The sequence below is a fragment of the Mesorhizobium sp. AR07 genome (assembly GCF_024746815.1).
Taxonomy (GTDB): Bacteria; Pseudomonadota; Alphaproteobacteria; order Rhizobiales; family Rhizobiaceae; genus Mesorhizobium.
In genome coordinates this window covers 1516285-1530161 of record NZ_CP080525.1, presented here as the reverse complement: position 1 = coordinate 1530161, position 13877 = coordinate 1516285, and the positions used below count along the sequence as shown (strand labels likewise).

The 13877-nt window shown below is 66.6% G+C and carries 15 protein-coding genes and 1 tRNA gene; 3 read left to right on the top strand and 13 right to left on the bottom strand.

Annotated features, from left to right (window positions below; translation table 11 throughout):
* Positions 1–24 precede the first annotated feature (24 nt).
* Genes BPNPMPFG_RS07860 through BPNPMPFG_RS07850 form a run of 3 tightly spaced genes read right to left on the bottom strand, consistent with a single transcriptional unit; the run spans position 25 to position 3243 of the window.
* Entirely contained in the window at positions 25–1242 is a 1218-nt protein-coding gene (locus tag BPNPMPFG_RS07860) for an ABC transporter permease (protein WP_258594506.1), read from the bottom strand.
* Positions 1243–1244: 2 nt separating this feature from the next.
* Complete coding sequence (locus BPNPMPFG_RS07855) at positions 1245–1946, bottom strand: ABC transporter ATP-binding protein (protein ID WP_258594505.1); 702 nt, start codon at positions 1944–1946, stop codon at positions 1245–1247.
* Between the two features lie 4 nt (positions 1947–1950).
* Positions 1951–3243: an efflux RND transporter periplasmic adaptor subunit gene (locus BPNPMPFG_RS07850; RefSeq protein ID WP_258594504.1), complete on the bottom strand. Its 1293-nt coding sequence runs from the start codon at positions 3241–3243 to the stop codon at positions 1951–1953.
* Between the two features lie 101 nt (positions 3244–3344).
* Between BPNPMPFG_RS07850 and BPNPMPFG_RS07845 the strand changes: the two genes are divergently transcribed.
* Positions 3345–4253, top strand: a complete 909-nt coding sequence (locus tag BPNPMPFG_RS07845) for a PhzF family phenazine biosynthesis protein (RefSeq protein ID WP_258594503.1) — start codon at positions 3345–3347, stop codon at positions 4251–4253.
* A gap of 106 nt (positions 4254–4359) precedes the next feature.
* Positions 4360–4435: transfer RNA gene (locus BPNPMPFG_RS07840), tRNA-Lys, on the top strand.
* Positions 4436–4505: 70 nt separating this feature from the next.
* On the opposite strand, the gene cobT is transcribed toward BPNPMPFG_RS07840, so the two are convergent.
* The 7 genes from cobT to cbiE are packed head-to-tail and all read right to left on the bottom strand — an operon-like array spanning position 4506 to position 10877.
* A complete protein-coding gene (gene cobT, locus BPNPMPFG_RS07835; RefSeq protein WP_258594501.1) occupies positions 4506–5516 on the bottom strand; it encodes a nicotinate-nucleotide--dimethylbenzimidazole phosphoribosyltransferase in 1011 nt (336 codons plus the stop codon).
* Between the two features lie 40 nt (positions 5517–5556).
* Complete coding sequence (cobS, locus tag BPNPMPFG_RS07830) at positions 5557–6318, bottom strand: adenosylcobinamide-GDP ribazoletransferase (RefSeq protein ID WP_258594500.1); 762 nt, start codon at positions 6316–6318, stop codon at positions 5557–5559.
* Between the two features lie 60 nt (positions 6319–6378).
* The gene (locus BPNPMPFG_RS07825; protein WP_258594498.1) at positions 6379–7692 is read right to left on the bottom strand and encodes a cobyrinic acid a,c-diamide synthase CobB; all 1314 of its coding nucleotides are present in this window, start codon (positions 7690–7692) and stop codon (positions 6379–6381) included.
* Complete coding sequence (gene cobA, locus BPNPMPFG_RS07820; protein WP_258594496.1) at positions 7689–8507, bottom strand: uroporphyrinogen-III C-methyltransferase; 819 nt, start codon at positions 8505–8507, stop codon at positions 7689–7691. The genes BPNPMPFG_RS07825 and cobA overlap by 4 nt, the downstream gene beginning before the upstream one ends.
* The gene (gene cobM / locus BPNPMPFG_RS07815; protein ID WP_258594495.1) at positions 8504–9268 is read right to left on the bottom strand and encodes a precorrin-4 C(11)-methyltransferase; all 765 of its coding nucleotides are present in this window, start codon (positions 9266–9268) and stop codon (positions 8504–8506) included. The genes cobA and cobM overlap by 4 nt, the downstream gene beginning before the upstream one ends.
* Entirely contained in the window at positions 9265–9651 is a 387-nt protein-coding gene (locus BPNPMPFG_RS07810; protein WP_258594493.1) for a cobalamin biosynthesis protein, read from the bottom strand. Before BPNPMPFG_RS07810 ends, cobM begins: the two co-directional genes overlap by 4 nt.
* The gene (gene cbiE / locus BPNPMPFG_RS07805) at positions 9648–10877 is read right to left on the bottom strand and encodes a precorrin-6y C5,15-methyltransferase (decarboxylating) subunit CbiE (RefSeq protein WP_258594492.1); all 1230 of its coding nucleotides are present in this window, start codon (positions 10875–10877) and stop codon (positions 9648–9650) included. Before cbiE ends, BPNPMPFG_RS07810 begins: the two co-directional genes overlap by 4 nt.
* A 112-nt stretch (positions 10878–10989) precedes the next feature.
* Between cbiE and BPNPMPFG_RS07800 the strand changes: the two genes are divergently transcribed.
* Positions 10990–11739, top strand: a complete 750-nt coding sequence (locus tag BPNPMPFG_RS07800; RefSeq protein WP_258594490.1) for a cobalt-precorrin-6A reductase — start codon at positions 10990–10992, stop codon at positions 11737–11739.
* On the opposite strand, the gene BPNPMPFG_RS07795 is transcribed toward BPNPMPFG_RS07800, so the two are convergent.
* From BPNPMPFG_RS07795 to BPNPMPFG_RS07785, 3 genes are read right to left on the bottom strand one after another with little or no spacing between them, the layout of a single operon-like run.
* On the bottom strand, positions 11727–12491 hold the full coding sequence (locus BPNPMPFG_RS07795; RefSeq protein WP_258594489.1) for a precorrin-3B C(17)-methyltransferase: 765 nt from the start codon (positions 12489–12491) through the stop codon (positions 11727–11729). The genes BPNPMPFG_RS07800 and BPNPMPFG_RS07795 overlap by 13 nt on opposite strands.
* On the bottom strand, positions 12488–13246 hold the full coding sequence (locus BPNPMPFG_RS07790) for a precorrin-2 C(20)-methyltransferase (protein WP_258594488.1): 759 nt from the start codon (positions 13244–13246) through the stop codon (positions 12488–12490). Before BPNPMPFG_RS07790 ends, BPNPMPFG_RS07795 begins: the two co-directional genes overlap by 4 nt.
* A complete protein-coding gene (locus BPNPMPFG_RS07785) occupies positions 13243–13875 on the bottom strand; it encodes a precorrin-8X methylmutase (RefSeq protein ID WP_258594486.1) in 633 nt (210 codons plus the stop codon). The genes BPNPMPFG_RS07790 and BPNPMPFG_RS07785 overlap by 4 nt, the downstream gene beginning before the upstream one ends.
* Between the last annotated feature and the right edge of the window lie 2 nt (positions 13876–13877).

Here is a 13877-nt window from a genome sequence, read left to right as displayed (position 1 = left end):
GAGCGCCGACGTATTTCCGCTGCTCTATTCGTGGCGCAGCGCGTCGATCGGGTCGAGCCTGGCGCCGCGCAGGGCCGGGAAGAAGCCGAACACCATGCCGATCAGCGCCGAAAAACCGACGGCGAGCAGGATGACCGCCGGGCTCGGCGCGAAGGGGATGGTCAGCGTCACCGAGGCGAGGCCCGCCAGCGCCAGGCCGATCAGGATGCCGATGATGCCGCCGAGCAGCGACAGCACCGTAGCCTCGACCAGGAACTGGATCAGGATGTGCTTCTCATGCGCGCCGATGGCGAGCCGGATGCCGATCTCGCGGGTGCGCTCGGTGACCGAGACCAGCATGATGTTCATGATGCCGATGCCTCCGACCAGCAGGCTGACGCCGGCGACCGCGCCCAGCATGCCGGTCATGGTGGTGGTGGCGCTGGCCATGGCGTCGGCTATCTGGGTCATGTCGCGGATGGCGAAATCGCTCTCGCGGTCGGGGGTGACGCGGCGCGCATCGCGCAAAATGTCCTCGACGCGCGGCTGCAACTCCGCTGTCGGCGTGCGGTCGTCGGCGGCGATGTAGATGTTGTCGATGTCGCGGTTGCCGGCGATGCGGCGCTGATAGGCATGCAGCGGCATCAAGACGACATTGTCCTGATCCTGGCCGAAGCCGGTATAGCCCTTGGGTTCGAGCAGGCCGATGATCTTGCAGGAGGTGCGGTTGACGCGGATGATCTCGCCTTCGGGATCGCCGGCGCCGAAGAATTGCTGGCGCACCGTCTCGCCGATCAGGCACACGCCGGTGCCCGAGCGGGTTTCGGAATCGCTGAACGGGCGGCCGGACACCAGCTTCCAGTCGCGCGCATCGAGATAGGCGCTGTCGGTGCCGGTGACGCCCGAGGTCAGGCTCTCGGTGCCGAAGATGACGCGCACCTGCTTCTGCGAGGCCGGCGAAATGGCGCGCGCGCCAGTCAGGTGCGCGACAAGTGCTGCAAGGTCCTTTTCGGCCAGCGGACGGACCACCTGGTCAAGCCCGCCCGGACCGCCGGGACCGGCAGGGCGGCCGGAGCGGACGACCAGCAGATTGCTGCCGAGCTTGGAGATGTCGGCCTTGACCTTTTCGGTGGTGCCGGAGCCGATGGTGAGCATGGCAATGACGGCGGCAACGCCGATGACGATGCCGAATAGGGTCAGGAACGAGCGCAGCACGTTGCGGCGGATCGAGCGGAGCGAGAGGCGGACGGTTTCCCAGATCATGGCTAGGCAACCTCTAGATTCTTGGAATCGGAGGCGACGTGGCCGTCGAGGAAGTGAATGGTGCGTTCGGCATAGCCGGCGACGTCGGCCTCATGCGTGACCATGGCGATGGTCAGGCCAAGCTCGGTGTTGAGCTCAGTCAGCAGCTCCATGATCTCGTGCGTGCGGGCGGTGTCGAGATTGCCGGTCGGCTCGTCGGCGACGAGCAGGGTCGGGCGGGTGACGATGGCGCGCGCGATCGCCACGCGCTGCTGCTGGCCGCCGGACAGTTCTGCCGGCGTGTGATGCTCGCGGCCGACAAGGCCGACCTGGGCCAGCGCCTGCATGGCAAGGTCGCGACGCTCGCGGGCGGCGACGCCGCGATAGATCAGCGGCAGTTCGACATTTTCCGCCGCCGTTGTGCGGGCCAGCAGATTGTAGCCCTGGAAGACGAAGCCGATGTAAAGGTTGCGCAGCATGGCGCGGCGGTTGCGGTCGAGCCGACCGGCGTCCAGCCCCATGAAGGCGTAGGTGCCGGCCGTCGGCGTGTCGAGGCAGCCGATGATGTTCATCGCCGTCGATTTGCCGGAGCCGGACGGGCCCATGATGGCGACGAATTCGCCGCGCCGGATCGCAAGGTCGACGCCGGCCAGCGCATGGACCTTGGCCTCGCCCTGGCCATAGCTCTTCCAGACCTTGTCGAAGGTGATAAGGGTCGCGGCCACGGCCTCAGTTCCGCTGCTGCGACGCGGTGATCACCTGAGCGCCTGCCTCGATGCCCGAGGTGATCTCGGTCAATTCGCCATCGGTGGAACCGATCTTGACGTTGACCGGACGCGGCTGTCCGTTCTCCAGCACATAGAGCGTGCGCGAGCCGTCGGTGGGCGCCGTCGCCGCCTGGCGCTGGCGATTGCCGCCGGGGCGACCCATGCGGCCGGTGAACAGGTCGCTCAGGCTCCAGGCGCGAGCCGCCTGCTGCGCCGGGCGATAGCGGAAGGCGGTGGCCGGTACGGTGAGCACACCCTTGGCCTGGCGGGTGACGACCGAAACGGTGGCGGTCATGCCGGGCCGCAGCAACAGCTCGTTGTTGTCGACCTCGAGCCGCGCATTGTAGGTGACGACGCCGTCGGTGGTGACCGAGGCGTAGGAGATGTCGCGGATTTCGGCATCGAACGGCCGCTCCGGGAAGGCGTCGACGGTGAAGCGGGCATGTTGGCCGGCCTTGACCGCGCCGATGTCGGCCTCGTCGACGGCCGCCACCAGTTCCATGTTTCTGAGATCGGCGGCGATGATGAACAGCACCGGTGCCTGCAGCGAGGAGGCGACCGTCTGGCCGGGATCGACCGAGCGCGTCAGCACGATGCCGTCGATCGGCGCATAGATGGTGCTGTTGGCGAGGTCGGTCTGCTGCGATTTCAGATCGGCATTGGCGATGGCGAGATTGGCCTCGGCACTGTCGAGCGCCGCCTTGGAGCGGTCACGCGTCGCGGTCGCAGCTTCGAGCGACTGGTCGGTCGCCATGCCGCGCTTGGTCAGCGCCGCGGCGCGGACAAGCGCCTTTTCGTTCTCGGCAAGCGTTACCGTGGCATCCTCGACATTGGCGGCCGCGCCCTTGGCGGATGCCTGCGCCCGCTCGATCTGAACCTGCAGCTTGGCGGTGTCGAGGGCGGCCAGCACATCGCCCTTCTTGACCTGCTGGTTTTCCTTGACGGACACCGAACGGATAATGCCGGACAACTGGCTGGAAATGTCGACCTGGGTGAGGGGCTGCAGCGTGCCGGTCGCCGACACCTCGACGGTGAGATCGGCAATGGCGGCCGGCACGGTGGCGTAGTCAATCTTGGCCGGCGAGCCGGCATACCATTGATAAAGGCCCAGCCCGGCGACGAGCACGATCAGTGTCAGCAGCGCATAGAGCCAGCCGCGACGGCGCGTCTTGCGCAGGCCTTGTCTGTCGAGCCCGAGCGCGGTCTCGATGGCGGAATCCGATTCCGTCTTTGGCGGATTGACAATTTGGTCCACGTCGGACCCCTATGATGCGTAATGTCCCTATCTGTGCACAGATCAGGCTTACTGGTTCAAATATCAAATTAAATTTCGCCCATGTTGGGATTGAGGCAGGAATGCAAGCTCGGAATTACTTGCTTTACGATGTGTTTACGACCGAGCGACTGGCCGGCAACCCGCTGGCCGTCGTGTTGGATTGCCAAGGTCTGGACACGGCAGCGATGCAGGCCATCGCGCGCGAGTTCAACCTGTCGGAATCGGTCTTCGTGCTGCCGCCGGACAATCCCAAGCACCGAAACCGCATCCGCATCTTCACGCCCGACTATGAGATGCCCTTCGCCGGTCACCCGACGGTCGGTTCAGCGATCGCGCTGGCCGAACTGGCGGAAGAGGATGGCGCCGGCATCTTCGTGCTGGAAGAGAACATCGGCCCGGTGCGCTGCGCCGTCAGCAGGCACGATGGCAACATTTTTGCCGAGTTCGACCTGGCGAAATTGCCGGAGCCGCTGAAGCTCGACGCCGATCCGGAAGCAATCGGTGCGGCGCTTGGGCTGGCGCCGCATGAAATCGGCTTCGAGAATCACCGTGTCTCGTTCTGGTCGGCGGGCGTGCCCTACGTCACCATCCCGGTTGCCAATCTCGAGGCTGCTGGGCGAATCCGGCTGGACAACCAGGCGTGGTCGGAACTGGCGCCGCGCAAGAGCGAGTGGGCCTTCGCCAGCCCCTATGTTTACTGCCGCGAGACGGTGAACCATGAAAGCGCCTTCCATGCGCGCATGATCGTGCCCGGCACGCCGTCCTATGAGGATCCGGCGACCGGCTCGGCGGCGGCCGCCTTCGCCGGCGCCATCATGCATTTCGACGGACCGACCGACGGCGTCTCGCAGCTGTGGATCGAGCAGGGGCTGGAGATGGGCCGGGCCTCGCGCATCCGCCTCGAACTGACCGTGCAAGGCGGAAAACTGGCCTCGGCGCGCATCGGCGGCAACGCGGTCAAGGTGGCGGAAGGCAGACTGTTCGCCTGATCTCAACCAGGCTTGGTCGATTTGTCGGGAAATGATTCCGGCAGGGCTGGACAGGACCGATGGTGGCGGCTATATGCCCGCCAACGCCGGTTTTTGCCGGCCGAGTGGGTGCGTAGCTCAGTTGGTAGAGCAGCTGACTCTTAATCAGCGGGTCCACAGTTCAATCCTGTGCGCACCCACCAAATTCTTCAAAGACTTGGTGGAAAGACCCTGAAAGCGAGACGCGTTTGACGCGCCTCGGGCAGTCAGCGTTTACTTCTCCGACACCCCAGCTTCGGCAAAGCTTGCCATGCGGGCATGGCACTCCAGCGCCGAGCGGACGATGTTGACGGCGAGGCAGGCGCCGGAGCCTTCGCCGAGCCGCATGCCGAGATCGAGCAGCGGCGGCAGGCCGAGCGCTTCGAGCAGACCGCGATGGCCGGATTCGGCTGAGACATGGGCTGATATGGTGTGGGCGAGGCCGGTCGGATGCAGTCTTGCCAGCGGTGCGGCGGCGGCGGTGCAGACGAAGCCGTCAAGCAGTACTGGTATGCCCAGATGGCGGGCGGCCAGCGTGGCGCCGAAGATGGCGGCGAGTTCGCGCCCGCCGAGCGCGGCGGCTACTGCCAGCGGATCGCTGAGGGCCGCAGCGTGGCGCTTCAGGCCGGCTTCGATGGCAACCACCTTGCGCTTGAGGCCGGCATCGTCGACGCCGGTGCCGCGCCCGGTCCATTTTTCCGCGCCGCCGCCAAACAGGGCGGCTGAAATGGCAGCCGCCGGCGTGGTGTTGCCGATGCCCATTTCGCCGAAGCAGACGAGATCCAGGTCTTTCGTCACCGCGTCATAGCCGGCGGAGACGGCGGCGAGAAACGCCTTGTCGTCCATCGCCGGCCCTTGCGTGAAATCGCCGGTCGGATGGTCGAGGTCGAGCGGAATGACGTCGAGCTCGGCGCCGGCGATGCGGGCGAGCTGGTTGATGGCGGCACCGCCGCCGGCGAAATTGGCCACCATCTGCACGGTGACCTCCGAAGGATAGGCCGACACGCCTTGCGCGGTGACGCCATGGTTGCCGGCGAAGACGAAGACTTTGACGCGGTCGAGCTTCGGCATGTCGCGGCCCTGCCAGCGCGCCAGCCAAGCAGCGATGGTCTCAAGCCGGCCAAGGCTGCCTTGCGGCTTGGTCAGTGTGTCCTGGCGGCGGGCGACCACATTGGCGGCGGCATCGCTGCCGGTGGGCAGATCGATGCAGGCGGTGCGCAGTTCATCGAGCGATTTGAAGGGCATGGGGGCAAAGTCTCCAAAAGGGAATCAGGCCAAAGGGGGATCAGGAAAGGGCTACGGAAGCGACGAGCAGCACGGCGACTTCGCTCAGCTGCTGCAAGGCGCCGATCGTGTCGCCGGTCTGGCCACCGATCTGGTTGAGGCAAAGCGCGCGGAAGGCGGCAAACAGCAGGCCAAGCAGAATGAGCGCGACAAGGGCGCCGCCGAGCCCGAGCAAGAGCAGCGGGATGGCGCCGAGCACGGCACCGGCGACGGCAGTTTCGAATGAGACCGTACCGGCGTCGGCAGAGAGGCCGTCGGAGCGCGCCGGGGGCAGCAGGTGCATGAAGGCGCCCAAGACGCCGCGCGAGGCCGCGTGTGCGGCGATCAGGGCGAAGAGGGCCTGTGTGGGCTCGACAAACTCCGACAGTGCGCTCCAGCGGATGAGCAGCGACAGACCCAGCGCCATGGCGCCGTAGGCGCCGATGCGGCTGTCACGCATGATGTCGAGCTTACGACCGCGCGATTTACCGCCGCCAAAGCCGTCGGCGACATCCGACAGCCCGTCCTCATGCAGGCAGCCGGTGGTGAGCACCGTTGAAACAAGGGCAAGCGCCGCCGCCGGCCCCATGGCGAGGCCAAACCGTTCCGCCGTGGCAAAGACGATGGCGCCGATCAGGCCGATGACAAGGCCGGCAACCGGTGCGGCCCAGATCGCGGCGGCAAGGCCGCGGCCGCGAAAATCAAAGACGGGCAGCGGCAGCCGGGTGAAGAAGACCAGGCAGAGCGCGATATCGTCAGGAATCTGTCGCGGCGAAAGGCGCATGTTCCGGACCTTGAGTCGGATTTTTTCCGCAAACCGGTTGCCATTTCTTGGGATCATGCCCTAGCCCCTCGCGATGGCGTGGAAGAACGTGCCGCTGACATGGCCGCGCCGATAGCCGGAAGCGCCGATCGGGTTGCCCTGGCCGTCGGCGAGGTCGGCCAGCGGCTCGTCATTGCCGGCAGCAAACATCTGCGCATAGTGGAATTCGTGGCCACGGATCAGCGCGCCCTGTGCGCCCAGCGCACAATCGGCGCGCAGCCGCGCCTCGCGATAGCCGAGATTCATCTTGCGTTTGGCAAAGCTGGTGGAATGGCCGAGCAGGCCGAGCATCGCATGCGTCTCGCCAGAGGCGTCCTCCAGCGCTTCGCCAAGCACCATGAAGCCGCCGCACTCGCCATGGATCGGCTTCGTCGCGGCGAATCTTGTCACGCCAGCGCGGAAATTCGCGGCGGCGGCGAGCTTGCCGGCATGAAGCTCGGGATAGCCGCCGGGCAGCCAGCAGACGTCGCAATCATCGTCGGGTGCTTCGTCCGCGAGCGGCGAGAACGGGACGATCTCCGCGCCTGCCTTGCGCCAGTAGGCCGCGACATGCGGGTAGAGGAAGGTGAAAGCGGCATCTTCTGCCAGCGCGATCCGCTGGCCGGGCGGCGGCAGAGCATCGGCGAAGCCGCCGGACGCTGGGGCGAGGGGTGTCGCCAGCGCCATGATGGCATCGAGGTCGAGCGATTTTTCGGCCATGTCGGCCAGCCGGTCGAGATGCGCCAGCAGGTCGTCATATTCGCCGGCCTGGACGAGGCCGAGATGGCGCTCGGGCAGATTGAGCGACGGGTCACGCAGGATGGCGCCGACGACCGGCAGGCCGATCGCCTCGATGGCATCGCCGGACAGCCGGCGGTGGCGTTCGCTGCCCAGCCGGTTGAGCACGACGCCCGCCATGCGCACATCCGGATCGTAGGTGGCAAAACCCTTGGCAACCGCTGCCGCGGTGGTCGACTGGCCGGAAACGTCGAGCACCAGCAGGACTGGCAGGCCGTAGAGCCGGGCAAGATCGGCCGCCGAGCCGGTGCGGCCGGGAGCCGCCGGAATGCCGTCGAACAAGCCCATGGCGCTTTCCAGGATGACGAAGTCGGTATCGTCGGCCGCCTGCGCGGCGAGCGCGTTGAGCAGCGCCGGCGGCATCGCCCAGCTGTCGAGATTGACGCCGGAAAGGCCCGTGGCGGCGGTGTGGAAGCCGGGATCGATATAGTCGGGGCCGGATTTGGCGCCGCGCACTTTCAAGCCCCGCCGGGTAAGCGCGCGCAGGATGCCGATGGTGACGCTGGTCTTGCCCGAGCCGGAGCGCGGCGCGCCGATGATGATGGCGCGGGCGGTCATGCTTCCCCCGCAAGTGCCGCGCGCATGGCGACGATGCCGCCGACGACGATCAGCGCCGGCGAGGCGAGGCCGGCGGCGGCGGCTTCCTCGGCAATGGTGGCGAGCGTGGCGACGACAATGCGCTCCTGCGGCGTCGTCGCGGCAACGATCACCGCCGCCGGTGTCGACGGCGCCAACCCGCCGTCGAGCAGTGCAGCGGCGATGAGGGGCAAATTGGCCATGCCCATATAGACCACGACCGGCTGGCCGGTGCGGGCGATCGCCGCCCAGTCGATATCGTCATCGGTGCCGGCGGCATGGCCGGTCGCCAGGATCACCGCCTTGTTGATGCCGCGCATGGTGGCCGGGATGCCGGTGGCAGCCAGCGCGCTGAGGCCCGATGTCAGGCCGGGCAGGACCCGAAACGGGATATGTTCCCGCGCCAGCGCCAAAGCTTCTTCGCCGCCACGGCCGAAAATATAGGGATCGCCGCCCTTCAGCCTGACGACGCGGCGGCCCTCGCGCGCCAGCCGGACCAGAAGGGCGGTGATGTCGTCCTGCTTCATCGATGGTTGTCCGCCGCGCTTGCCGGCGAAGAACAGCTCGGCGTTTTCAGCAACAGCGACGACATCGGGGGAGACCAGCGCGTCGTAGACCAGCGCGTCCGCCTCGGCCAAAGCCGCCAGCACTTCCAGGGTCAAGCAGCCAGGGTCGCCGGGGCCGGCGCCGGCCAGCCAGACATGGCCGGGCTCGAGCCGGCGCGACTTGAAATTCAGCCGCGACAAGGCCTGTTCGAGCGTGGCGTTCTGGCCTTTGTTCTTGGTGCTGCCGTTCACAATCCGTCCCGTCCGCGAAAACGCCGCTGGTAGTGGGCGTCGTACAATGAACTCTCGCCAAAGCCTTCCGCCGCCAACGAGCGGCCGACGAAGATGATCGCCGTGCGCTCCATCGGATCGGCAGCTAGTTGCGCTTCGATGGTCGCTAGCGTACCGGTCAGCACGCGCTCGTCCGGCCAGGAGGCGCGGAAGACGACCGCCACCGGGCAATCGCCGCCATAATGCGGCGTCAGCTCGGCGACGACGCGATCGATGGCGTGGATGGCGAGATGAATGGCGAGCGTGGCGCCAGTGCGGCCGAAGCCGGCAAGCGTTTCACCGGGCGGCATCTTTGAGGCGCGGCCGGAGATGCGGGTCAGCACCAGGCTTTGCGCGACTTCGGGAATGGTCAGCTCGCGGCGAAGTGCTGCGGCCGCGGCGGCGAAAGAGGGGACGCCGGGCGTCAGCGTGTAGGGGATGCCGTGCTTTTCCAGCCGGCGGATCTGTTCGGCAACCGCGCTCCACACCGACAGGTCGCCGGAATGCAGGCGGGCGACATCATGCCCGGCCTTATGAGCATCGAGATACGCGGCCTCGATCTCGTCGAGCGACATCGGCGCGGTGTCGATCAGCTTCGTGCCCGGCGCGCAGTGCTGCAGAAGTTCGGGAGCGACGATCGAACCGGCATGGAGGCAGACCGGGCAGCTTGCCAGCAGCCTCGCGCCACGCAGCGTGATGAGATCGGCCGCGCCCGGGCCGGCGCCGATGAAATGCACGGTCATGGCGCATCTCCGCCGATGGCGATGGCGCATGTGACCGGGCCGAGCACCGTGCGAGGGCCAAGCAGCCTCGCGCCTTTGCCGGCGACGGCGAGGGCGGATGCTTCGGAAACCGACGGCGTGCCGGCCAGATCGAGCGAGAGATCGGAATGGCTGATCGTGGCTGATGAGGCGGCCTCGATCGCGGCCGCATCGGCGACGATGACCGGAAGATCGAGCTGACGCCCGGCGGCAAGGATGGCCTCTTCGTCCTGCTTCAGAGGGGCGGTCGCCAAAGCGGACAGCGCCGTCATCGCCAGCCCATGCGTCTCCAGCGCGGTTTCTATCGCCGCGAGCACGTCCTCAACCGTCACACCTTTTCGACTGCCGATGCCCGCGACCATCATGGTTTCACCCAGCTCCATTGCGTGACCGGCATGGCCGGCCGCCAGGCCTGCATCGATCCGACCGGCGATGCGCGGGATATGTTTATGCGGGTGAGATCGCCGCCAAGCGAGACATGACGCGCGAGAAGCAGCGTCTCCATCTCCAGTGTCACCGCATTGGCGACGAGACGACCGCCGGCGCGCAGGGCCTTGATGGCGGCGCTCAACACGCCGGCATCGCTGCCGCCGCCACCGATGAAGATCGCGTCTGGCGTGTCCAGCTTGGTCAGTGCCGTGGGCGCGGTGCTTTCAACGACGACAAGTCCGGGAACGCCGCAGGCAGCGGCGTTGCGGCCAATGCGGGCGGCGCGGATCGGGTCGGCCTCAATGGCGATGGCGCGCATCGAGGGGTGGGCGAGCATCCATTCGATGCCGATGGAGCCGGAGCCGGCGCCGATGTCCCACAGCAATTCGCCGCGCCTCGGCGCCAGTGCCGAAAGGGTGATGGCGCGGATTTCGCGCTTGGTTATCTGACCGTCATGGTCGAACAGATGATCGGCAAGGCCTGATGTCAGCGGCAGCACGCGTGCTTGCGGATTTGAATCAATTTCGATGGCCAGGACGTTGAGCGGATTGATGTTTTCGATGTCGAAGGCATTGGCACGGGTCGAACGCAATGTTTCGTTCGGCCCGCCCAGCGCCTCAAGGACCGTCAGCAGCGATGTGCCGAAGTCCAGTTCGGTCAGCAGGCGCGCGATTGCAGCGGGTGCTTCGGCGTCCGATGTCAGCGCCAATATGCGAGCGTTCGGCTGCAGCAGCGGCCGGATGAGGTCGAGCGACCGGCCATGCAGCGACACGGTCTCGATATCCTGCAGGGCCCAGCCAAGGCGGGCGGCTGCCAGCGAAACGGCTGAAGGCGCGGGGATGACATGCATCTCCTGCGCCTTCACCTTGCGGGCTAGGGTGGCGCCGACGCCGTGGAAGAACGGGTCGCCGGAGGCGAGCACGCAGACGTTTCTGCCGGCAAGCGCCAGCACATCGGCCATCTCGGCATCGAAAGGAACCGGCCACGGGCGCGCCTCGCCCTTGGCGAAGGAAGCGACAAGGGCGAGGTGCCGCTTGCCGCCGAAGATGATTTCCGCCTTGGCGATCAGCCGCTTGGCCTCATCGCCGAGACCCGCTAAACCGTCCTCGCCGATGCCGACGATGGTGAGCCATTTAGGCTTTGGCTGCTTGATTTTTGACATGTCGCGCCGCCCCTCATCCGCCTGCCGGCACCTTCTCCCCGTATAGTGACGGGGAGAAGGGAACTGGCTGCAACGCTGGCGATCCTACGGGGCGCAATCCATCATGGTGTAGATGAAGAAAATCCTGATCCTCGGCGGCACCACTGAAGCCCGGCAGTTGGCCGGACAACTGGCCGCACGCGCCTCGGTCGTGCTGTCGCTGGCTGGCCGCACCGAGAGCCCGGTCGCACAGGGTGTGCCGGTGCGAACCGGAGGGTTTGGCGGCGCCGATGGGTTGGCCGCCTATCTCCGGGAGATGCGCATAGACCTGCTGATCGACGCCACGCATCCCTATGCGGCGCAAATCTCGGCCAATGCGGCGCAAGCCGCGCACACCACCGGTACGCCGATCCTTGCTTTGCGGCGCCCCGGCTGGCAGCCTGTCGAGGGCGACCGCTGGACGCAGGTCGATACGGTTGGCGATGCCGCGCAGGCGCTCGGATCGGCGCCGCGCCGCGTGTTCCTGGCACTGGGCCGACAAGAGGTCACCGCCTTCGAAGCAGCACCCCAGCACCACTATCTCATCCGCAGCGTCGATGCGGTCGAGCCGAAGCTGGCGGTTCCGGATGCGAGCTATCTTCTGGCCAGGGGGCCGTTCCGCGAGGCGGAAGAACGCGCGCTGCTCGAAAAACATCGCATCGACGCCGTTGTGTCTAAGAACAGCGGCGGCGAGGCGACCTATGGCAAGATCGCCGCGGCGCGGGCACTTGGCATCGAAGTGGTCATGGTCGGCAGGCCGGCCTTGCCGGACGTGGCCTCGGCTGAAACCGTCGAAGCGCTGGCCGCGATTGTCAACCAATTTGGGGTCGATCATTTCTTGTGACCCGTCGACGATCGCGGCGTGTAGACCAGCGCCGGTCTGTCCCCTCGCTTGATGATCCGGGTTTCGGGCGAGCCGATGATGATGCAGGTCGCCATATCGGCCTTCTCGGCCTCGACATCGGCCAGCAGAGTGACCTCGATGCGCTCGTCCGGGCGACCGGCGGCGCGGCCGAAGATGACAGGCGTGGTGCCAGGCAGGATCGCGGTCAGGCATTCGAAGGCACGGGCAAGCTGCCAAGGGCGCGCCTTGCTGATCGGGTTGTAGAGCGCGATGACGAAGCCGGCGCCGGCTGCCGCGAGCAGGCGCAGCTCGATCAGTTCCCAAGGCTTCAAATTGTCGGACAGCGAAATGGCGCAGAAATCGTGGCCGAGCGGGGCGCCGATACGCGCGGCAACGGCCAGCATGGCGGTGATGCCGGGCACCACAGTGACATCGACGGCACGCCATTCGGCTGGGCCTGCCTCGATCGCTTCGCAGACGGCGGCGGCCATGGCGAACACGCCGGGATCGCCGCCGGAGACCACGGCAACGTCATGGCCCTCGGCGGCCTTGGCCAGCGCATCCTTGGAGCGCGCGAGCTCCTCGCGATTGTCTGATGCAACGCGGGTCTGGTCCGGGCGCAGCTCGAGCCGGTCGAGATAGGGTTTGTAGCCGTAGAAGAACTTGGCATCGGCGACAGCACGGCTGGCTTCCGGCGTGACCTGATCGGCATTGCCAGGCCCAAGGCCGATGACGGTAAGACGGCCACTCATGCTTGCGCTCCCAAAACGCCGGGCCGGCCGGACCAGCCTGCGACCAGCACGATGGCGAAATAGGGCGCCTTGTCGTCCTGTTTGTCGGCGAGCTTCATCGAGATGCTGCTGGCCATGGTGCCGCGCTCGACATAGACGGCGCGCGTCAGCTTGCCGGTTGCCTCCAGCGCACGCCTGATCTTGGGCAGGTTGCGACCGACCTTCATGATGACGGCGGCGTCGGTGTCGGCCAGCCGGCGGGTGAGTTCGAACTCGCTCATCGTGCCCGGCAACACGGTCAGCACATCGTCGCCCTGGACGATCGGCAGGCCGGTGGCCGACCAGCAGCCCGACATGGCGGTGACGCCGGGAATGACTTCGGTCGGGAAACGATGGGCGAGGCGCACATGCAGATGCATGTAGGAGCCGTAGAACAGCGGGTCGCCCTCGGACAGCACCGCAACCATCTTGCCTGCCTGAAGGTGCTCGGCGACCTTCTCGGCCGATTCTTCGTAGAAACCGGTGATCTGCGACCGGTAGTCGTCGTGATCCTTGTCGATTTCCGTGGTGACGGGATAGAGCAGCGGCAATTCCGTCATGCCCGGGCGGAATTGCGCTTCGACAATGGTGCGCGCGTTGCTGTTGTTGCCGCGCTTGGCGAAATAGGCCACGACATCGGCCTCGGCCAAGGCCCGCGCGGCCTTCAGCGTCAACAGTTCGGGATCGCCGGGACCGGTGCCGACACCAACCAGGCGGCCTTTCGCGGGGGCGTTCACAGGCCGGGCCTCGCCAGGGCGTTGAGCGCGGCGGCGGTCATGGCACTGCCGCCCAGCCGGCCGCGCACGATGGCATAGGGCACACCATAGGAATTCCCGGCCAGCGCATCCTTCGATTCGGCCGCGCCGACAAAGCCGACCGGCATGCCGATGATGGCCGCCGGCTTCGGCGCGCCGTCACGCAGTTTTTCCAGGAGATAGAAGAGCGCGGTCGGCGCGTTGCCGATAGCAACCACCGAACCTGCCATGCGTTCGCCCCACAGGTCGATCGCAGCCGCCGAACGGGTGTTGCCAATCTCCTTGGCGATTTCGTGCGTGCGCGGGTCGCGCAGTGTGCAGATCACCTCATTGCCGGCCGGCAGCCTGGCGCGAGTGACGCCGTGCGAGACCATTTCCGCGTCGCAGAAGATCGGCGCGCCAGCCGAAAGCGCTGCGCGCGCGGCGGCAACGAAATCCGTGGAAAAGACAAAATGCCTGGTGGCTTCGACCTGGCCGCAGGCGTGGATCATGCGGATGGCGACATCAGCCTCGGCTTCGGAAAAGCGCGACAGATCAGCCTCGGCGCGAATGATGGCGAAGGAGCGCTCGTAGATCGCCGTGCCGTCGTGGATGTAGTCGTAGGCGGCCATGC

Coding starts and splice junctions, on each gene's coding strand:
- BPNPMPFG_RS07795 (WP_258594489.1), bottom strand. CDS start 12,491: ATGAGTGGCCGTCTTACCGTCATCGGCCTTGGGCCTGGCAATGCCGAT.
- cobT (WP_258594501.1), bottom strand. CDS start 5,516: ATGCCCTTCAAATCGCTCGATGAACTGCGCACCGCCTGCATCGATCTG.
- BPNPMPFG_RS07785 (WP_258594486.1), bottom strand. CDS start 13,875: ATGGCCGCCTACGACTACATCCACGACGGCACGGCGATCTACGAGCGC.
- BPNPMPFG_RS07800 (WP_258594490.1), top strand. CDS start 10,990: ATGAAGAAAATCCTGATCCTCGGCGGCACCACTGAAGCCCGGCAGTTG.
- cobS (WP_258594500.1), bottom strand. CDS start 6,318: ATGCGCCTTTCGCCGCGACAGATTCCTGACGATATCGCGCTCTGCCTG.
- BPNPMPFG_RS07845 (WP_258594503.1), top strand. CDS start 3,345: ATGCAAGCTCGGAATTACTTGCTTTACGATGTGTTTACGACCGAGCGA.
- cbiE (WP_258594492.1), bottom strand. CDS start 10,877: ATGTCAAAAATCAAGCAGCCAAAGCCTAAATGGCTCACCATCGTCGGC.
- BPNPMPFG_RS07810 (WP_258594493.1), bottom strand. CDS start 9,651: ATGATGGTCGCGGGCATCGGCAGTCGAAAAGGTGTGACGGTTGAGGAC.
- cobM (WP_258594495.1), bottom strand. CDS start 9,268: ATGACCGTGCATTTCATCGGCGCCGGCCCGGGCGCGGCCGATCTCATC.
- BPNPMPFG_RS07860 (WP_258594506.1), bottom strand. CDS start 1,242: ATGATCTGGGAAACCGTCCGCCTCTCGCTCCGCTCGATCCGCCGCAAC.
- BPNPMPFG_RS07825 (WP_258594498.1), bottom strand. CDS start 7,692: ATGACCGCCCGCGCCATCATCATCGGCGCGCCGCGCTCCGGCTCGGGC.